At 58.7% G+C, this 16,592-nt stretch carries 25 protein-coding genes; 21 read left to right on the top strand and 4 right to left on the bottom strand.

Going from position 1 to position 16,592, the window contains the following annotated elements; all coding sequences use genetic code 11:
• Window positions 1-10: 10 nt before the first annotated feature.
• From XI03_RS26620 to XI03_RS26680, 13 genes are all read left to right on the top strand, one after another.
• A complete protein-coding gene (locus tag XI03_RS26620; protein ID WP_271593736.1) occupies window positions 11-1,246 on the top strand; it encodes a tyrosine-type recombinase/integrase in 1,236 nt (411 codons plus the stop codon).
• Between the two features lies 1 nt (window position 1,247).
• Complete coding sequence (locus tag XI03_RS26625) at window positions 1,248-1,967, top strand: hypothetical protein (RefSeq protein ID WP_271593737.1); 720 nt, start codon at window positions 1,248-1,250, stop codon at window positions 1,965-1,967.
• A gap of 135 nt (window positions 1,968-2,102) precedes the next feature.
• On the top strand, window positions 2,103-2,300 hold the full coding sequence (locus XI03_RS26630; RefSeq protein ID WP_271593738.1) for a helix-turn-helix domain-containing protein: 198 nt from the start codon (window positions 2,103-2,105) through the stop codon (window positions 2,298-2,300).
• Window positions 2,301-2,580: 280 nt separating this feature from the next.
• Window positions 2,581-2,853 carry a winged helix domain-containing protein gene (locus XI03_RS26635; RefSeq protein ID WP_271593739.1) on the top strand — a complete coding sequence of 91 codons (273 nt, stop codon included), beginning with the start codon at window positions 2,581-2,583 and terminating at the stop codon, window positions 2,851-2,853.
• Window positions 2,850-4,466, top strand: coding sequence for an AAA family ATPase (locus XI03_RS26640; protein WP_271593740.1), 1,617 nt, complete (start codon window positions 2,850-2,852; stop codon window positions 4,464-4,466). The genes XI03_RS26635 and XI03_RS26640 overlap by 4 nt, the downstream gene beginning before the upstream one ends.
• Entirely contained in the window at window positions 4,463-4,771 is a 309-nt protein-coding gene (locus tag XI03_RS26645) for a TSCPD domain-containing protein (protein ID WP_271593741.1), read from the top strand. Before XI03_RS26640 ends, XI03_RS26645 begins: the two co-directional genes overlap by 4 nt.
• Window positions 4,761-5,159: a hypothetical protein gene (locus XI03_RS26650; RefSeq protein ID WP_271593742.1), complete on the top strand. Its 399-nt coding sequence runs from the start codon at window positions 4,761-4,763 to the stop codon at window positions 5,157-5,159. Before XI03_RS26645 ends, XI03_RS26650 begins: the two co-directional genes overlap by 11 nt.
• Before the next feature lie 18 nt (window positions 5,160-5,177).
• Window positions 5,178-6,227, top strand: coding sequence for a hypothetical protein (locus tag XI03_RS26655; RefSeq protein WP_271593743.1), 1,050 nt, complete (start codon window positions 5,178-5,180; stop codon window positions 6,225-6,227).
• Window positions 6,228-6,234: 7 nt separating this feature from the next.
• On the top strand, window positions 6,235-6,435 hold the full coding sequence (locus tag XI03_RS26660) for a hypothetical protein (protein ID WP_271593744.1): 201 nt from the start codon (window positions 6,235-6,237) through the stop codon (window positions 6,433-6,435).
• The gene (locus XI03_RS26665; protein WP_271593745.1) at window positions 6,428-6,685 is read left to right on the top strand and encodes a hypothetical protein; all 258 of its coding nucleotides are present in this window, start codon (window positions 6,428-6,430) and stop codon (window positions 6,683-6,685) included. The genes XI03_RS26660 and XI03_RS26665 overlap by 8 nt, the downstream gene beginning before the upstream one ends.
• A gap of 5 nt (window positions 6,686-6,690) precedes the next feature.
• The gene (locus XI03_RS26670; protein ID WP_271593746.1) at window positions 6,691-7,131 is read left to right on the top strand and encodes a DUF5681 domain-containing protein; all 441 of its coding nucleotides are present in this window, start codon (window positions 6,691-6,693) and stop codon (window positions 7,129-7,131) included.
• 220 nt (window positions 7,132-7,351) lie between these two features.
• Entirely contained in the window at window positions 7,352-7,741 is a 390-nt protein-coding gene (locus tag XI03_RS26675; RefSeq protein ID WP_271593747.1) for a hypothetical protein, read from the top strand.
• Window positions 7,738-7,929: a hypothetical protein gene (locus XI03_RS26680; protein WP_271593748.1), complete on the top strand. Its 192-nt coding sequence runs from the start codon at window positions 7,738-7,740 to the stop codon at window positions 7,927-7,929. Before XI03_RS26675 ends, XI03_RS26680 begins: the two co-directional genes overlap by 4 nt.
• A 5-nt stretch (window positions 7,930-7,934) precedes the next feature.
• Here XI03_RS26680 and XI03_RS26685 read toward each other — a convergent pair whose 3' ends face one another.
• Window positions 7,935-8,117: a hypothetical protein gene (locus XI03_RS26685; protein WP_271593749.1), complete on the bottom strand. Its 183-nt coding sequence runs from the start codon at window positions 8,115-8,117 to the stop codon at window positions 7,935-7,937.
• Window positions 8,118-8,204: 87 nt separating this feature from the next.
• On the opposite strand from XI03_RS26685, the gene XI03_RS26690 reads away from it, so the two are divergent.
• The 5 genes from XI03_RS26690 to XI03_RS26710 all read left to right on the top strand — a co-directional run bounded on the left by XI03_RS26690 (window position 8,205) and on the right by XI03_RS26710 (window position 12,766).
• On the top strand, window positions 8,205-8,771 hold the full coding sequence (locus XI03_RS26690) for a hypothetical protein (protein ID WP_271593750.1): 567 nt from the start codon (window positions 8,205-8,207) through the stop codon (window positions 8,769-8,771).
• A gap of 93 nt (window positions 8,772-8,864) precedes the next feature.
• On the top strand, window positions 8,865-9,758 hold the full coding sequence (locus XI03_RS26695; RefSeq protein ID WP_271593751.1) for a DUF4238 domain-containing protein: 894 nt from the start codon (window positions 8,865-8,867) through the stop codon (window positions 9,756-9,758).
• 821 nt (window positions 9,759-10,579) lie between these two features.
• Window positions 10,580-11,014 (top strand): hypothetical protein, encoded by a 435-nt coding sequence (locus tag XI03_RS26700; protein ID WP_271593752.1) that lies wholly within the window; start codon window positions 10,580-10,582, stop codon window positions 11,012-11,014.
• A 311-nt stretch (window positions 11,015-11,325) separates the two neighbouring features.
• Window positions 11,326-12,078, top strand: a complete 753-nt coding sequence (locus tag XI03_RS26705; RefSeq protein ID WP_271593753.1) for a hypothetical protein — start codon at window positions 11,326-11,328, stop codon at window positions 12,076-12,078.
• Window positions 12,079-12,193: 115 nt separating this feature from the next.
• Window positions 12,194-12,766 carry a hypothetical protein gene (locus tag XI03_RS26710; protein WP_271593754.1) on the top strand — a complete coding sequence of 191 codons (573 nt, stop codon included), beginning with the start codon at window positions 12,194-12,196 and terminating at the stop codon, window positions 12,764-12,766.
• Here XI03_RS26710 and XI03_RS26715 read toward each other — a convergent pair.
• Window positions 12,700-13,479, bottom strand: a complete 780-nt coding sequence (locus tag XI03_RS26715) for a thermonuclease family protein (protein WP_333936303.1) — start codon at window positions 13,477-13,479, stop codon at window positions 12,700-12,702. The two genes, XI03_RS26710 and XI03_RS26715, sit on opposite strands and share 67 nt — an antisense overlap.
• A 145-nt stretch (window positions 13,480-13,624) precedes the next feature.
• A complete protein-coding gene (locus tag XI03_RS26720) occupies window positions 13,625-13,861 on the bottom strand; it encodes a helix-turn-helix domain-containing protein (protein WP_333936323.1) in 237 nt (78 codons plus the stop codon).
• Window positions 13,862-13,934: 73 nt separating this feature from the next.
• Between XI03_RS26720 and XI03_RS26725 the strand changes: the two genes are divergently transcribed.
• The 3 genes from XI03_RS26725 to XI03_RS26735 all read left to right on the top strand — a co-directional run bounded on the left by XI03_RS26725 (window position 13,935) and on the right by XI03_RS26735 (window position 15,598).
• Window positions 13,935-14,243, top strand: coding sequence for a hypothetical protein (locus XI03_RS26725; RefSeq protein WP_271593756.1), 309 nt, complete (start codon window positions 13,935-13,937; stop codon window positions 14,241-14,243).
• A gap of 453 nt (window positions 14,244-14,696) precedes the next feature.
• Entirely contained in the window at window positions 14,697-15,197 is a 501-nt protein-coding gene (locus XI03_RS26730; protein ID WP_271593757.1) for a hypothetical protein, read from the top strand.
• A gap of 92 nt (window positions 15,198-15,289) precedes the next feature.
• Entirely contained in the window at window positions 15,290-15,598 is a 309-nt protein-coding gene (locus XI03_RS26735) for a hypothetical protein (protein ID WP_271593758.1), read from the top strand.
• A 32-nt stretch (window positions 15,599-15,630) separates the two neighbouring features.
• On the opposite strand, the gene XI03_RS26740 is transcribed toward XI03_RS26735, so the two are convergent.
• On the bottom strand, window positions 15,631-16,545 hold the full coding sequence (locus XI03_RS26740; protein WP_271593759.1) for a S1 family peptidase: 915 nt from the start codon (window positions 16,543-16,545) through the stop codon (window positions 15,631-15,633).
• Window positions 16,546-16,592: the final 47 nt, after the last annotated feature.

Below are 16,592 nucleotides of genomic sequence, written 5' to 3' on the forward strand. Positions count from 1 at the left end.
GGACTTGTCATTGGCCCGCGCTCTTACCGATTCCACAATCAAGGGCATAAAGGCCCCAGCGTCCGGACGGGTCGAGATAGCCGACCTCCGTTGCGCTGGCCTTTCTTTTCGCATTACGGCGGCAGGCGTCAGGTCCTGGAGCTTTCGGTTCAGGGATCCGGTGTCCGGGCGGGACGCGCGATCGACAATCGGGCACTACCCAGACATTTCGCTAGGCGACGCACGGAAAGCCGCGGACGGGCTCCGGGGCAAGGTCGCAGAGGGCGTCAATCCGATCGTGGAGAAGCGGCGGAACCGAAGCGATGCCAGCAGCAAGACTTTCCAGGCCCTCGCCGACCGATATCTCGAGGAGCACGCCAGGCGGTTTAAGCGCTCGGCGGATGCCGACGAGAGGAACCTCCGTCTCCACGTCCTGCCTAAGTGGGCGAAGCGCCGCTACGACCACATAGAACGGGCGGACGTGATCGAATTGGTCGAGAGCATCGTCAAGGCCGGCTCTCCAGTTCAGGCCAATCGAGTGCAGGCTCTGATTTCGATGGTGTTCAGCTTCGCCATCGACGCCGGCCTTATGGAGTTCAATCCCTGCTCTCGCCTCAGAAAACGTGGTGCCGAAAACCGGGAAACCAGGGTTTTGTCAGATAGCGAGATCCGAGAGTTCTGGCGGCAGGCGGTCCTGCCTCCCGTGACCCGGCGCGTAGGACTGGCCCTAAGGCTCACACTGCTGACCGGTTGCCGTCCGGGGGAAGCCGCGGGAATCAACAGGAAGGAACTGACAGATCTGAATGTTGCCGACGGTGCGGGATGGCTCCTTCCGTCGGAGCGGTCGAAAAACGGACGAGCGCATTATGTGCCCCTTTCGGAACTAGCGCGCTCCACTCTTTTATCAGCGATAGATCTGATCTCCGACGACGACGACTTTGTTTTCCCTTCCCCGGTCGAGGCTGCCGGGCCCATCACTGGGCACGCTCTGACCGTGGCCATGCGACGGATGAAGGAGAAGATCAAAGGCGAAGCTCTTCAGACCTGGAAGGCAGACCCGCCCTCTCCTCACGATTTGCGCCGCACGGTCTCAACACGGCTGTCCGCGCTTGGCATTCCAAAAGAGGATCGAGATGCCATCTTCAACCACACGCCAACGGACGTGGGGAAGCGGCATTACGACCAGTACGATCGAGCCACCGAGAAGCGAAGGGCCCTCGACGCCTGGGCGAAGACCTTGGACCAAATACTGAGGGAGCCATCCTGATATGCCGTTGAAAATGCCAGATGAGAACTCCGCAGGAGACTACACTCGCTCAATCAAGTCTTTGCGTCTGGAGCACCTTGAGCATCTAGAGGCGGTCACGAACAAATACGTTCTTGAAGCTAAAAGGATACTGTTGCTCAAGGGCGCACCGGACGACAGCCCGCTCGCAGAGCGAGAGCGATTTATGGAGTTTCTCGGATTGACTTCATGGATGCTGGGAAAATTTGAGGACACCGAGGACGCGGTCAATAAGGTGACGATGTATTTTGCCGCTCTGATGGACCTAAGTGACGGAACAGTTCATCCGATTTTGAAGCCCTCGCCACTGAAGAATGCGGCTCCTGCAAGCACCGATGTTTGGCGAGTTCGAGCCGCCTTGGCTGTGGCTCTCGACTTTTTAGTACGAGCGAGAGTTCCGCTCAATGAAGCGGCGAAGCGTGTTGCTAAGACCAAGGGAATTAAGAAGCTGCTCAAGCAAGGAGCAGATCCGGTTAAATCGATAAAGAATTGGCGGAACGACATCAGCAGTGGGAAAGCTAAGAACCCAACCGCGATGTTCGTTTGGAAAACGGGGTTGGAAGAATACGAGGAGGCGCGCAAGAGCGCCGGCGGCGACGAAGAAGCCTTGCGCGAACAGGCGAAGCAGCTTGCCAACGAAACAATCGGGATCGCCGAGAAAGACCTCCGTTTGCTGGTGAGTGTCGGCAGGCGTTCAGCCTAAGCTGCACCTTAGGCCGAACGAGGATTTGTCGAAGGCTATCTCATTGACCGAAGAGAATCCGGGCATCTCTTCGCTATCGAACGTCCAGCACCACGATGAACGTGACGGCGGGCGGCGACAGCGAAAGGAACCTAGATGGTCGATCGAATCTCCTACAGCGTCCACGAAGCTGCAAAAGCGGCCGGCATCGGCCTGACCAAGCTTCGCGAGGAAATCAGAGCCAAGCGCCTCGTTGCGAGGAAGCTCGGCAAGCGGACCCTCATCAACGCCGACGATCTGAATGCCTGGGCATCAAGCCTGCCTCGGGTGAACGACGAACGGCGCGCGGCTTAAACCTACCTTCCCCCAAACGAAACCCGGCTGGCACGATCCTCTCTTTGCGGGGATCAGGTCGTGCGCACCGGGCTCTCTAGGAGTCTCTAGACTTGAAAACCTGTAGCAAACGACGTCTCAAAGCACAATCGGTTTCCGATCTGCCCTTGTTCAATTGGCGCATCGTCGTGGTGCATCCCAGCACGAGGGCCGGCAGCTACGTCGCCCGTCGATATTGCGTCCACCCGGCGGTTGCTGATCTGATCGCAAACCTCGCCGGCATCGGATCGGGGGTGGAGCAATGAGCAGCATCACCATCCAGAAGTCGGACGGATCGCGTCGCACCTTCACGGGTCGCCAGGCTTGGATGTTGCGAAGGCTGATCGACGCCGGGTCGGCCGGGATCACCCTGCTGGAAACCCCCGGCCCCAGGTGTTCACACTACATCTACATGCTCAGGAAGGCCGGCTTGAACATCTCAACCACGAGCGAACCGCATGCGGGAGCATTTCCGGGCATGCATGGCCGCTACCGGCTCGAGACTTCCGTCGTCGTCGTTGCGGAGGCTGCATGATGAATTTCCATCAACGGGCCCCGCTGACCCCGGACGAATTGAAGCGCCGCGCCGAAGCTTTGTCAGCGAACGCCGAGGCCTTGGATGACCATCAAGGTCGGCCCGGTGACGAGGCTGCTGGCACGTCCGAGAGCGACGAGCGGCAATATGGACCCACGGCCGCCAAAATCTTGCGCGAGGTAAAGCGCAGCGTGGCATTGGCATCTCAGGATGCCAAGCTGGCCGTGTTCACTGAAGCGGCGGCGACGCTGGCCGATGCCGTGGCGAGCCAGTGGGTGCCCAAAAACGTGATGGTCGATCGCCTGTTTGAAATCGCCGTCGCTCACGGGCACTTTGGTCGTGATCGACGTGAGATCGAAGAGCTGATCGGTCAGTATGCCGACAGGGCTTCCGCCTGGACGGACAAGCCGGAACAAGCAGGGTCTGGCTCAAAGCCGCCAAAGCGTCGATTGATCGCGCATCGCGCCAGCGACCTCCCGCCGGAGAAGTTGGTGTGGGTCTGGCCCGGCCGCATTCCGGAAGGCAAGCTCGTCCTGTTGGGTGGGCCGCCTGGGCTCGGCAAGAGCCAGCTCACCGCATACATGTCGGCCACCGTTTCGAACGGTGGTCACTGGCCATGTGGCGAGGGCTCGACGCTTCCGGGCGACGTCATCTTCATGTCCGCTGAGGATGGCGTTCAGGACACCATCATCCCGCGCCTCATGGCGGCGGGAGCTGATTGTGACCGTGTTCACATCGTCTCGGCTGCGACCAAGCCGGACGGGACCGGTCGGAAGACGTTCAGCTTGAAAACCGACGTCGATCTGCTGGAAGAGATGGCGAGGAAAATCGGCACGGTCAGGCTGATCATCGTCGATCCGATCTCGGCGTACATGGGCGGCAGCGACGGCAACGGGAACGTGGAGACCCGGGAAGTCCTGGAGCCGTTGGCCGACATGGCTAACCGCCTGCGCATCGCCGTGGTCGCCGTGACGCACCTCAACAAGGGCGGAGGTGGCGGCAACCAGAGTGCCTTGAACCGGTTCGCCGGATCGATCGCTTTCGTGGCTGCGGCCCGAGCTGCGTTCGCTGTGATCGAAGATCCGGAGGACGACGAGCGGCGGTTCTTGCTCCAGGCTAAGAATAACCTCGGTAAGAAGTGCAAGGGGTTGGCCTTCCGGCTCGAGCAGCGCCTGGTCGGCGACGACGTCATGTCATCGAATGTCATGTTCGAGGGCGACCACGTCAGCGAATCGATCGACGAAGCGCTCTCTGCGTCGGAGAACCGCGGAGCCAAGAAAGGCCAGTCGGGCGGCGGCAAGGATGACGTCATGCACTTCCTCAGGGACATCCTCTCGGCCGGCCCGGTAGACGTTCTGGAGGTCGAGCGTCAGGCGCGGGCGGCGGCGCTGCTGGAGGATGACAAGCGGCTGAGCAAGAGCAAGGCCTTCCGCGATGCCAGGACCGAGCTGGGCATCAAGTCCACCAGGGATGGCTTTGGCCCCGGCTCCCGGTACGTGTTGGAGTTACCGGACGCACCATGGGCGCCCAAAAACCCCATGGGCGCCCCCTCCCAAACAAGGGCGCCTATGGATGATTTGGGCGCCCATGGAGAGGTTGGAGGTCCGCAATGACGGGCGTCCGAACTCGCCTGAACGACCGGAGAGCACATTGGCTCTTCCGGTTCGAATGCGACGGCCAGTCCTATACCGGCGGCATCGGCCGGTTCGAAGATGGACGGATCGCCGAGGTATTCATAAACGGGACGAAGGTTGGCACCGCTGCCGAGACCAACGCTCAGGACGCGGCAATCGTCGCGTCCTTGGCGCTGCAACACGGTTGCCCGGCTGAGACCATCCAGCACGCCTTGGCGCGCTCGGGCGGCTCCGCCGGTCCCTTGGCGACACTTCTAAAGAAGGTGGTGACCGATGGAGAATGATCCCCGTTTCATTCTCCGGCCCTACGACAAACGCGAGGGCATGAGCCTCAGTGCCGCGGCCAAGCACGCCGGCCGGTCCCCCTCGACGATGCGCAATTGGTGCGAGGTCCATGGCATCGGCCGGCGAATAGCTGGCGGTAATTGGGTCGTATCCCGTGTCGCCCTGCAGATGCTGCTCGATGGAGAGGCTGAGGCCTTGTTTGAGTACCACACAGGCAACCGCGTTCATCCAGTTGTGGCGATGTATTTCGGGCGCGCTGGCCTCAAATGCCTCATCTCGCAAAATCAGCAAAATGAACAAACCTCCCAGGACGAACAATCATCGCAGAAGGCGCAGACCTCGCGTGGACCGGCAAAGCCTCGGCCTCTTAGGCTCGCAGCACGTTAGATGCATGTGAGGAGAGGAATGCGCATTAAATTGGCTCGGCTGATGGGGCTGGTCGCTGTTGCGGCTGCTTCGCTGTTCCTCTCTACGTCCTTGGCGCCGGGCGCTGGCACCGTCCCAGGATTCTCCCTTGTTCCGCAGTTCGATCTGACCGGGAAGCCCGCCCCGGGTTGCCGGCTCTTCGTGATTGCGGCTGGCACGGTCGCGACGCCGCAGAACGCCTATTCGGACTCGGGATTGACGCAGGTTCTGCCGAACCCGTTGACGTGCGACGCGGCGGCTCGCTTGCCCCAGTGGTTCGTATCCGATGGGCTTATCAAGCTTCGCCTGACCGACAGGAACGGTGCTCAAATTTTTATCGGCGACAATCTGCTGGTCATCGGTCCGAGCGGCGGCGGTGGGGGCGGCGGCGGCGTTATCGACCCGACGACTATCTTCCAGACCGGCGCCTTTATGCAATTCTACGGCACCGGCATTCTATCCGGTTGGGTTCGCTGCAATGGCCGCACTATCGGCAACGCCTCATCTGGTGCGACGGAGCGGGCCAATTCCGATACCCAAGCACTGTATTCTTATCTCTGGGGCGCCGACAGCAACCTCGCAGTCGCCGGAGGTCGAGGGGCATCTGCAGCCGCTGACTTCGGTGCAAACAAAACGCTGGCGCTGCCAGATTGTCGAGGCCGCGTCGTCGCCAACCTCGACGACATGGGCAGCAGCGCAGCAGGACGTCTCACGTCGTCCTATTTCGGTGCGACTGCGACAACGCTTGGTGCCACCGGCGGTTCTGAAAGCCAAACGCTGACCATCGCGCAGATGCCATCGCATTTTCACTCTGCTGGCATCTACGACCCAACGCACGCACATCCAGTCACCATCCCGGGCAACAGCGGCAACACGGGCGGCGGCGGTGCATTTGGCAACACCCCAATTAGCAGCAGCACTAGCGCTGCAGCGACCGGTGTGCGGGTGAATAGCTCTAACGGTCTGGACACGACCTACAGCACCGGTGGTGGCGGCGCTCACCCTATCGTTCAGCCGACCATCCTCGCCACCACCTACATAAAAATGTGAGGCCCGCATGATCACCTTGACCATCTCGTCGGACGCCGGACAGCGCTTTGTCGTCCGCTTTCAGAGCAAGGCCGGCATCAACGCTGACGGTTCGATCGTATGGACCGACAGCGCTGTCACTACCGAGGTCGGACAGTCGCAGCGCTATGGCCTAGACGAGAGCTTCCGACTGATCGTTGAAGCGTCGCCCGAGAATGCCAATGGCTGAATCCGAGTACATGCCGTACTTGATCGCTAATAGCGGCAGGATAGACGCAAATTCGACACAGCCCGTAGACCCGACTTTGAGCGGATTGATCCCGCCCGGATACGAACCGGGACCTTATGTCCAACGATTGGAAGCTATCGTCGACAGCGGTCGCGTGCTGCCGGATCAAATGAAGGTTTTGCAGGGACGGATCGAGGCTATCCACAAGGCCATGGATCCGTTTCCGGACTACCCGGGCTCGCTAAACTGATTACCATGCCTGAAAAAACAGCCGAGAAACAGCGCGGCAGGCCATTTCGCAAGGGACAGTCCGGCAACCCTAGCGGCCGTCCAAAGGGAGCCCGAAACGTCACCACCGTGGCTATGGAAGCTCTCCTCGACGGGCAGGCGGAGGCGCTGACACAGAAGGCGATCGACCTTGCCCTTACAGGCGACATGGGCGCCCTTCGTCTATGCCTCGACCGGATCATGCCGGCTCGGAAGGACCGGCCTGTCACGTTCGAGCTTCCCAAGATCAGCAGCGCTCAAGACGCAGCTCAGGTTTCATCCGCTGTGCTCGCAGCAGTGGCCAATGGTGAACTCACGCCGGCCGATGCTGGCGAGATCAGCAAGCTGATCGATACTTGGGTGAAGGCATTCGAGACTGCCGAACTCAGCGAGCGCTTGGAGCGCCTGGAGAGGATGACGAACCAATGAGGGGGCGGAATCTGAAGTCTCGCGTGACCAGGCTGGAAGAAAGGCGGAACGCGAACGCCGGGCAGTCTTACGTCTATCATGTGAGCGAACCGGCTACCCCGGGAGAGCTGGCCGCGATCGAAGCGGCTAAGTCCGGCGGGCAAAGTTTCATCGTCGCTCCTTGGCCGTGCACGACTGTAGAGGAGTGGCTGGCGGTTCATGGTCGCCCGGAGGTGCTGCAATGATGGGACGCGGTCTGGAATCCCGTATCGTCAAGCTCGAGGTGCGCACGGCGAGGCCTCACGAAATCTTGGTGGTGTGGCGTCGATCGGGCGAGCAAGTTGCCACGGCGCTGAGAGGCGCAACTTTCGCTCCCGGCGATAAGGTGGTCTGCGCCGAGTGGTTCGAGGATGGTCCATTGCCAGAGCCGCGTTGGTACGGTGAACAGCTGAGTCAGGCCATGCCGGCCGCGGAATATGAACAACTGAACCGCTCGGTAGATTGCATCGCCAGCCGGGCTGCGGGCAGGACGGGAGGCTTTGAGCCCGTCGTCCCAGGCTTCGCCGAGGATCGCACGAGGCAGATGAGCGATGCGGAGCTGATCCACGCGCTGCTCGGAGTGCAGACATGAAAGCAGCAATTTCTCGCCGCCTTGCAGTATTAGAGGCCCGCAAAAATAACACAGCCAGGAGCGTGCATATCGTCATCGCGGCCGATCAGGACGACGCCCACCGGCAGATGGCTAATCTTGTCGCAGCGGGTGCGGTTCTCGGTCGTGACGGGTTTCTTTGCCTCACCGGCAAACAATCAGGATGCTGAAACCGTCAGAAGAATGAAACTATCTCAATTCCAGCGGCGCGCGCCTCCTCGATAAACTCCTTGGCATCGGTAGTGGGTACGGCCAATTCGGGGCCTTCAAGGTATTCCTCACCCTTCGGAGTGTTCGCGCGAAAGATGACTTGGTCGCCCTCTACGGTGTAGTCGATATCGCCTTTTAGCTCTGCCATTTCTCTTCCCCAAGCATCTTGCGCAGGCATCTTGCCTCGGCCCGAGGCTGTGAGACAATAGTTTCTACTATTTGGATTCGCGCAAACATGCCTGATCAGCCGCAAGAGCCGCCCTTCGAGCAGGTCAAATGGGCTCATGAGCAGCAAATTGAGGAGCGGAAGTGGACCCATGAGCTGAAGCGGGATGATGCTAAGCGGGCTCACGACGCGAATCAGGATTTCAGGACCGAGATAAACAAAGAGACCGTTTCGGCGTCGAACCTCACGCTACGCACGCTCGTGCTTATAAACGGCGGTGCTGCGATTGGCGTGCTCACCTTCCTTGGCGGGGTAGCGTCAAAAACTTCCGTTGACTTCGCCCGGGTCGGCGATGTCGCTTCAACGATCAAGTGGTTCGCGTTCGGCGTGGCCCTGGCCGTTGCTGGGATGGCGCTCGCCTATCTGACCCATTATGCCAACGGTGAAAACGCCGGCTCAATGATGCGTACGTGGGAACATCCATATCTTGTAGACACACCCAAATCGGGGATTTGGCGCCGCGTAAATCTCATTTTTCACGTCGCTGCAATCTTGGCTGCAATCACTTCGTTGGTCCTGTTTCTCATTGGAATGTTCAGTACGAGTGACGCGGTAACTCATATGTTTTTAAAGTGATGGATAGAGCAAAAGAGCGCCGGCCTGAGTGGCTGGAAGCGTAGGCGGGCCGCGGGTCGACTTTCGTCGTTAATGGGAAGAGCGGCAACATAGGTGGGACAGCCTAGAGACCATCATTTCATTCCCGTCTTCTACCTTCGGCAGTGGCACGACGGAGCGGGGCAGCTCTATGAGCATAAGAAAGTTTACGGTAATAGAATAGTTCGGAAGCCGGTCAGTGCCATAGCGACCGGCTTTCAACGTGACCTCTATGCCTTTCCCGAGTTGGGGCCCGAGGGCTTCGATCAGCACCTAGAGAGCAAATTCTTTCAGATCGTCGACGATGAAGGGGCTAAGGCGCTTCATCGATTTCTGATGCGAGATCCCTCCCCTTGGACCGCGGAAGCACGAAGCGGATGGTCTCGTTTCCTTCTCAGCTTAAAGGTTCGGCACCCAGACGCCATGGAAGAGCTTCGGCGGGCAATCCCGCGGCTATGGGGACGGAGCTATGCTCCGTCTCAGGTTGAATACGAGAAGCTGCGAAAGCCCGGCGATCCAGAGAGCTTTGAGGCGTTCTTGACGCGCCGCGATCCGAATATTGTGCACAAGATCACAATCAACATGATCATGCGGGCCATTGAGGTCGTCGAGGTCGGCACGCATATCAATGGTATGAAGTGGAAGGTTTTCGACCTACCAAAATCAAGGCACGAGTTCCTTACATCCGATCGCCCGGCTCACTATTGGAGAATAAAGGACCATGACGGCTTCATTTCTCTTCCTATTGGCCCAAGAAAGCTCTTCGTAGCTGCCAATACCGATCATGTGTTTCAGAGACTAATGTCGGCCGATCAGACGAGGGTTGTCGGGGAGGTGAACAAGAAGGTCGTCAGCCAAGCGAGACGCTTCGCGTACACCAGATCCCGGTCGGGAAACCAGCCGTTGATCGACAGCTTTTTCGGGGTCGCACAAGAGCCGCGCCCACTATTTCCGTTTGAGGATGGATAACGCGATAAACGTTCGGGCCTTCATTCCAGGCCTGGCGCCCGACAGTACTTACGATGGGCAGGTAAAGCTGAGCCAGAAGCCTCACGTGCGAGGTTTGCTCCCACTAGATGTCGCCTCTCCGGGCGGGGCCGCTGAATCTCCGGAGGTAGGCAGACTCAACTTAGGGGGCGCCGTCCCAGCATAACAGCCGGAAGGTAGGCCACCAATTGACGCACTCCCCTTGAATGGACCAAATTCGAACGCCACCGCGTTCCCCCACGACTCCTCCAGAGAGAACCGAAGTTCATCAGCGAGGCATTCGGTCATCCACCGAAGGCCGTGCCTTGTTGTCTCGTTGTCAGCGGCTTCGACTTGAGCAAGGCGGTCCCCGACCAAGCGCATTGTTTCTCGAATGCGCCGGTTACCAACCATTTCCATCTCACTCCAACGAAGCGCCCAAAACCTCGCCGTCTCTTTTTTCCAGTCATCAGTACCAGGCTTGAGATTCTGAAGGCGCCCCGTGGTCTGCGCGGTCTCAAAGTACAAGTCGAGCTTCTTGGTGAGGAAGGGACGTTGTGCCTCTATCCTCCGGGTTGCCTCTGCCGCTTTCTCTGCCTCCACCCTCTTGGTCGAGTAGTCGTAAAGCGTCCATACAGCTCCGGCCAAAACCGCGGCAATTGGAAGCCAATCTTGTACGAACTGGAGGATTGGCGATTTCTTCTGCGCCGGAGGCTCGCGGACAGGCAATTTGCTCATGTTTTCTCAAACCATTGTTCAAGCAATGGACAGGCAAACCTGCCCGTGGTTGTATGAAAGTGTCGACTAAACCAAGGGAGGGGCGAATGGTCAAATGGATACTTGCCTGTTTGGTGGCCTTTGCCATTTCAGACGCAAGCGCCCAACAACTGGGGAATTACTCCGCCAATCCGTACGCTCCTAACTCAACAGGTAATCCTTACGGTGTTGGAAGCCCGTATGGTCAAAACAGCATCAACAATCCCTACGGGCGCTATGGCAGTCAGTACAGCAACGACTCGGCAACCAACCCGTATGCTACGAACGCGCCGAAGCTATACGATTCCGATGGCAATTATCGAGGGCGCCTGAGCAGCAATCCTTACGACCCGGACTCCGTTTCAAACCCCTACGGCCGATATGGCAGCCGCTACTCACCGGACAGCATCAACAATCCATACGGAGCCGGTAACCCGTATTCGGCGGACAGTCCGACGAACCCATATGGCAACGGCCTGTCTATTCAGGGCGACGATGACTAGCGAATCCTGGGTCTTGGCCCGGGTCCGTGGAGGTCCAGGAGCGTCTCACATCTACGGTTTTGAAGCTATGACACGATCGAATTTCCTGCGCTGGTCCTTCAACGATCAATATGCGGTGCTCCAAAGCGAGGAGAACTTCCGTCGGTACGTATGCGAGAACCTTGATGAGATCGAATCCGAGGCGGGTGCCAGGTTCGGGGTAATTCTTGCAGTTCTCGTCCTGCAAACTGTGCTTCTTGGCCTGATCCTATGGAGGGTCTGGTGAGGACGCATGGCCCGATCCACGCTTCCAAGGTGCATTAGGTCTAAGAATGGCGGGCCGCGACGATGACGGGGAAGACGACGAGAAGCCTCCTAAGCTGAGGGTCGTTAGCGAAAACCCGAATGCTCGGGCCGATCGACAAATCGAATGGGCCAAGGACGAGGCGCAGCGCGCACTATCCCAATTCGCCGCCGCCCTGCTTCGTACAATGACAGGCAACGACACAGAAGCGGCCTACCTCATCCGTCGACTGGCTCTCGTCGTGGAGGCGATTAACAAATTCGAGAAACAGGCGGATCGGGGGATGTCGGCTGCAGAGCTGCAGGAAGCGCTGCACCTGCCTCAGGCCGAAATGGATTATTCGGCGGGCGATGATTGGCGCTACCGCCGCTGGCGCCGCGAGGACGGCATCGACGATATTGTGAAAGGCGCGCTCCGCCTGGCGGCACATAAGATTCTCGGCGAGGAGCCAGCGTTTGGCGGCATGCATTCTGAAAGGGTAATCGAGCGAGGAATTAAGTCGATCGAGGAATCGAAGCGTCCTCCGCCGCCACCTCGTCAACCGAAGAAAGAATTGGCGGCCAGTTGGGACGACGTGGTAGGGCCACCGAAGACCCCGCAACGGAGATTGGGGGAGCGGCTTGCTGCAGCAATTGATGCTTCCCACCGAAGCGCGGCAAGCCGGAGTACTGGATTTAACCAGGCCGATCTGAAAGAGCTTCGCAAAGCGATCAAGGCGAAGGACGACAAGCGAATAGCCGAACTGACGGCGAAGATTGGAAAGCCTAGATCCGAGGACTAACCTGCCACAAGCCTAGTCGGCAAGGGAAAGTCGAGGAGCGCCATTGCTATGGCACCTAAGGATTCGGCATTGTGGAAACGGAAGCGTGGCGTTGCCGGTGAAGTGAGAGAATAAAATGACGATGTTACGCAGCTCTGGAGTCACACTGATCGTTTGTCGGCTGCTTGCCGTCACGGGCATACTCTGCCTGAGCTGTAAAGCCGGTTTTTCGCAGATGATCGGGGATCCCAAATGTCGAGATCAGACTCATACCTCGCAGCGCGTCGAGGCGATCCGCAAAAATGTCGTGGCCTTGCGCGATTTTGTGGAAATGGTTCCTCCCGACGAGGCGGCCTACATTCGCTCGGAAGCCCAAAAGGCCTTGGATCAGCGCAATTCCGCCCGTTACAACGCGGTGGCCAACCGCCGATACTTTCGCGCCCTGCAGTTTCACGACGATGCACAAGTCGCGCTGGATAATCTCGATGCGGCCAAGAATGCCTCGGGCAAGGATTTGGCGCGTTACCTTGTCGTGGTGCTGTCGAGGCTTGGGGAGATGAACGAACGGATGCTTGCATTTATGGACGCTGACGGGCGTCGCGATGCACCCACGCTGGACAAGGCGACACGCGATGAAATTTATTACCGGCTTCCCGCTGCGAAGGCCGTTGTCGTGAGCCTACTGCAATGCGTGATTAGTGTGCTCTGACCTACTTTTCTTGGCATCGCAGAATCTGCGTGTGGGAGCGCAAGCACACTGGCATCAAGCGCGAGTACCATCAGATCTACGTCACTCAAGCCAACATTGACGCTGGCTAGTTGCGGAGTTCCAGCAATTCGGATTAGCGCTGCGCGTCCGCGTCGTCGGAGCACGCGGACGGCCTGCCGCCGTTTTTCACACAGACTCGGTTCGACGAAACTGCCGGCCCACATGCCACGGTTGGCCTTTTCTGCTCCCCGCTGGGCGTCCTCATACTTGCCTTTTGAGTACCGCGGCCAGTCGAGCGCATGACCATTAGTGACCAACCAATGCCCAATGTCAGGTCCCAGCATCCCGAGCTGGCACGTTGCCACGGTCCGCCCGAATTGATCTCTATCAACGGGGGTGCATTGGACGGGCCTCTTGATGGCCCATAGCAGTCCGGCCAGTGCCGTCGCGGCGGCTCGTCCGCACTGATAGAGGTTACTGTCGTCGTTCCTGCAGAGCTGTGTGCTTTCGGGAGCGTCGATCCCCCAGAGCCTGATGCGAGTACCGTGGATCTCGATCGTATCTCCATCAATTACACTGGCTTGGCCAACCAGGTCGTCTGCACGGACTGGGAGAGCCGGAAGAAGGCAAATGGCCAACACGAACCCGAAAGTTCCATTTATTTCGATTTTCGAGATGATTTTCTGACCTATGGAAACAGGTGGATTGAGCATCTTCGGCGCGAAAATATTCGCCCTTTTATGGAGTGTGTAAGTTCATCCGATTTCCCATCCGCGCCTGGCGAGAAAAGGCTCTTTTTGGTGCTCGCAAGCAGGCTGGCTGGGGCCCCAAAAGGGGTGGGTACTTCTGAATAAAAAATCAGCGCTTCCGCTTCTTCATCCTCACACCGGCGCCGCCGCCATTCTCTGGAATGAACTCGACGCCGGCTCTTTCCAGGGCTTTGGCTATCGCATCGATGGTCTCGTCTGCGACCTTGATCGGACCGCCAGCTTCTGCGCGTTTCAACGTCGGCACAGATACGCCCGCCGCCTCAGCGACTTCGGGCTGAGACAAGCCAGTCAGGGCGCGCGCGGCCCGAAGTTGAGAAAAATCCACCAAGCCTCTTGATCCTTTTAGATCATCGTGTATGATCCTTTTGTATCAAGACTGACTCCTGAAGGCAACCCAGATGAGCAAGAGCACCTTCCCGGTGAGCGGCGGAGCTATGCCTGCAGCCACCCTCACGGTTCGCAACCTGATCGACGAGGAAACCGGCGAAGTGAAAGTCTGGGTCCTCAAGGGCCTCGCACGCCGGGAGGCGATGCGCACCTGGGGTGAAATCACCCCGCGGTCCCTGCGCTCAGCCCTCCGCCAAGTTGCCGACATGATCCCCGAGATGCAGTGCGCCTGGCGCCAGCGTCACGGTCTGCCGGTAGCAACCACTCTTGTCACCCCCTTCGGCACCGCGCGTGATGGTGTACGCCGCTCCGCATTCTGACCATGGCACCGACACTCACCCAATTGCTGGCGGTCTCGAACTTGCTGACGGCGGCCGAAACCGCCGCGCAGTCCGGACGGCTGCATGCGCGGGAGCAGGCGGCCCTGACGGAGGCAATCAGCCTCGCAACACATGTCTTCAGTCCAGCGAGCCGTCGCGTTGACTTGACGGAGCGCTCAGCAAGCCGGAGAGGGGGTGAAGCAATTTAAGGCTTACCTGCACAACCAGCCGAGCAAGGGCGGACCACGCTCGGACAATAGCAAATCTCAAACTTGAGAGAACGACATGAGCAACGCGGTAGCTATTGGCGCCACAGGCGCCGGACTATTTTCAACATCTTCCCGGAAGCAGGAAAGCGGGCCAAGCGCATGTCAGCCCGGACAAGCGAGGTCAGAACTAATCGCCCACTCAAACATTCCTGAGCCCGGGGCACAGATCAGCAGGAGGTCAGTTATGAATATGCTAGTCGGCGCCGCTCTCGCCGGGGAAGCAATCCCGCAGGAAGCCATCGCAGCAGATCCGGTCGTAGATCCAATATTCGCAGCCATTGAAGCGCACAAAGCCGCGCGAGCAACCTGGATAGGTTGGGTCGATCGCCACATGGCTCTTGAGGCGGAGTTGCCCAAGGACAAGCGCAAGTCTAGCGTCAACGTCTGGGACAATGAAATTGTATCGAGCGATGACCCACGATGGATTGAAGCCGAGCGCGAACTGAGCCGCACCTCAGATGCCGAAGAAGAGGCCGCGTGCGACCTTGTGAATGTCCGGCCAACCACAATGGCTGGCCTGCTGGCCCTCCTCAATCATGCGCTGGTTTACGATACCGATGGCCAAGGCTGGCCGCAGGACTTGTTCAGCGATGACGGGAAGCGGACGCGCTCGTGGCAGACGTTTCTCCTCGAGAACATCACCGTTGCCCTGACGATGGGACTCGATGAGCCTTCTTTCTCGTGAGCACAAGCGGGTCGCGGGTGCAAGCTGGCGACCCCAGCTGACCTCAAGCCGAACTATCACTTGCCAGGAATCAAATGAACGGGAGTGCGACCATGAATATGATGCTGAAGAGCGCAGATTTGGCCAGCTCGACGCCCATAGTCGAGGATCGACGCCGGCCGATCAGCCCGCTCGATCTCGAGAACGACCTCTCAGAAATCGCGCAAATGGCGCGCATTGCATCCTTGACGGTGTTCGAAGTCGTGGGAGATACGGAATTCAGCCGCAGCGGTGAGGATGGCCAAGTGTTCGAGGTCATCCAACACGACCTGACGCCGGATGGCGTCGCGCGGGCTCTGTTCGCCGTTGAGCACGTAGTTGATATGATCAGGGCTCTCCAAAAAAAGCTCGATCTCGCCTGACGATGGTTCGAGAACGCGAAAGGCCTGCCGGCTCACGCTGGCGGGCCGCCCTCCTCTGATTTCTTGAGAGGAGCAAAAAGTTTGATGGAGTGGCTCGGAATCCAATCTCTCGAACCCTGCGCTGGAGACCGCAAGCACTCGTCGATGAGATGGCGATGCCAGACGAGCCCAATACTGGCGTTGTTCTCGTCGTCGAAGAGGCGGCCAGAGTAGATGCCCAAAAATTCCGATGTGAGGATATTTTCGGTTCGAATCGTCGTATCCGCCATTGCCGCAGGCCCAAATATTCGCGCAAACACAGGCGAGCCTGACATCCCTTTTGAGGTTCGACTGTCGATTAAGAAAGCGGGCCTCATATTCCAAGGTACAATAACTTCACTGGCAATGCTTCCACGCTTCCAGATCGGAAACGGTACAGGATATGCACTGATGCTTTCCGGCAGGGCGTGACCCAGGACAAACACATCGCTACCTGCAAAATGCAGGTGCTTCTCATAGGTCATGTCGTTTACACAGAATGCCCGGCTCGGTTCGCGTAGATTGGTGAGTTCCAGTGCGATAAGATCAACGTTCCATTCGAACGCCATCTGGTGCTGAATCCAGAATGGGCTGTGAAAATCCTCATAGAGCGGGACGGTCACCGTCGGAGCTAGTGCGGTCCGCATCGAAGGGTCAGCAGGGATGTCAGGATTGTTGGCTACGGGGCGCTCGAAGTAGCTCAGCTCAATTCGCTCAGGTACCCACCCGTTGCCGATCGGCTTGCCATCCATCATGTTGATGCCGGTTACAACGTGCCAGTTCGTAAACAGAAACACTTTGCCGTCCAGGCGCCAGAAGAAGCCGGTCGCCTGTCGTGGCTCGTTGCCAACTCCTTTCAGCTTGAGAAAGCATGCGGATAGCGACAGCGGATCAAAGCGGGTCGCATAATCGGGTAGGCTTAATTGCATCACTCTCTCGTCAGAAGTCTCACGTATGTCCCGCTCTCCTGAAGCTC

Origin of the sequence: Bradyrhizobium sp. CCBAU 65884, from assembly GCF_028128835.1 — a bacterium.
Lineage (GTDB): Bacteria > Pseudomonadota > Alphaproteobacteria > Rhizobiales > Xanthobacteraceae > Bradyrhizobium > Bradyrhizobium ottawaense.

What these genes read in the sequence shown, in the direction of transcription:
- XI03_RS26625 (WP_271593737.1), top strand. Translation starts at nt 1,248, where the DNA reads ATGCCGTTGAAAATGCCAGATGAGAACTCCGCAGGAGACTACACTCGC.
- XI03_RS26630 (WP_271593738.1), top strand. Translation starts at nt 2,103, where the DNA reads ATGGTCGATCGAATCTCCTACAGCGTCCACGAAGCTGCAAAAGCGGCC.
- XI03_RS26635 (WP_271593739.1), top strand. Translation starts at nt 2,581, where the DNA reads ATGAGCAGCATCACCATCCAGAAGTCGGACGGATCGCGTCGCACCTTC.
- XI03_RS26640 (WP_271593740.1), top strand. Translation starts at nt 2,850, where the DNA reads ATGATGAATTTCCATCAACGGGCCCCGCTGACCCCGGACGAATTGAAG.
- XI03_RS26645 (WP_271593741.1), top strand. Translation starts at nt 4,463, where the DNA reads ATGACGGGCGTCCGAACTCGCCTGAACGACCGGAGAGCACATTGGCTC.
- XI03_RS26650 (WP_271593742.1), top strand. Translation starts at nt 4,761, where the DNA reads ATGGAGAATGATCCCCGTTTCATTCTCCGGCCCTACGACAAACGCGAG.
- XI03_RS26655 (WP_271593743.1), top strand. Translation starts at nt 5,178, where the DNA reads ATGCGCATTAAATTGGCTCGGCTGATGGGGCTGGTCGCTGTTGCGGCT.
- XI03_RS26660 (WP_271593744.1), top strand. Translation starts at nt 6,235, where the DNA reads ATGATCACCTTGACCATCTCGTCGGACGCCGGACAGCGCTTTGTCGTC.
- XI03_RS26665 (WP_271593745.1), top strand. Translation starts at nt 6,428, where the DNA reads ATGGCTGAATCCGAGTACATGCCGTACTTGATCGCTAATAGCGGCAGG.
- XI03_RS26670 (WP_271593746.1), top strand. Translation starts at nt 6,691, where the DNA reads ATGCCTGAAAAAACAGCCGAGAAACAGCGCGGCAGGCCATTTCGCAAG.
- XI03_RS26675 (WP_271593747.1), top strand. Translation starts at nt 7,352, where the DNA reads ATGATGGGACGCGGTCTGGAATCCCGTATCGTCAAGCTCGAGGTGCGC.
- XI03_RS26680 (WP_271593748.1), top strand. Translation starts at nt 7,738, where the DNA reads ATGAAAGCAGCAATTTCTCGCCGCCTTGCAGTATTAGAGGCCCGCAAA.
- XI03_RS26685 (WP_271593749.1), bottom strand. Translation starts at nt 8,117, where the DNA reads ATGGCAGAGCTAAAAGGCGATATCGACTACACCGTAGAGGGCGACCAA.
- XI03_RS26690 (WP_271593750.1), top strand. Translation starts at nt 8,205, where the DNA reads ATGCCTGATCAGCCGCAAGAGCCGCCCTTCGAGCAGGTCAAATGGGCT.
- XI03_RS26700 (WP_271593752.1), top strand. Translation starts at nt 10,580, where the DNA reads ATGGTCAAATGGATACTTGCCTGTTTGGTGGCCTTTGCCATTTCAGAC.
- XI03_RS26705 (WP_271593753.1), top strand. Translation starts at nt 11,326, where the DNA reads ATGGCGGGCCGCGACGATGACGGGGAAGACGACGAGAAGCCTCCTAAG.
- XI03_RS26710 (WP_271593754.1), top strand. Translation starts at nt 12,194, where the DNA reads ATGACGATGTTACGCAGCTCTGGAGTCACACTGATCGTTTGTCGGCTG.
- XI03_RS26715 (WP_333936303.1), bottom strand. Translation starts at nt 13,479, where the DNA reads ATGCTCAATCCACCTGTTTCCATAGGTCAGAAAATCATCTCGAAAATC.
- XI03_RS26725 (WP_271593756.1), top strand. Translation starts at nt 13,935, where the DNA reads ATGAGCAAGAGCACCTTCCCGGTGAGCGGCGGAGCTATGCCTGCAGCC.
- XI03_RS26730 (WP_271593757.1), top strand. Translation starts at nt 14,697, where the DNA reads ATGAATATGCTAGTCGGCGCCGCTCTCGCCGGGGAAGCAATCCCGCAG.
- XI03_RS26735 (WP_271593758.1), top strand. Translation starts at nt 15,290, where the DNA reads ATGAATATGATGCTGAAGAGCGCAGATTTGGCCAGCTCGACGCCCATA.
- XI03_RS26740 (WP_271593759.1), bottom strand. Translation starts at nt 16,545, where the DNA reads ATGCAATTAAGCCTACCCGATTATGCGACCCGCTTTGATCCGCTGTCG.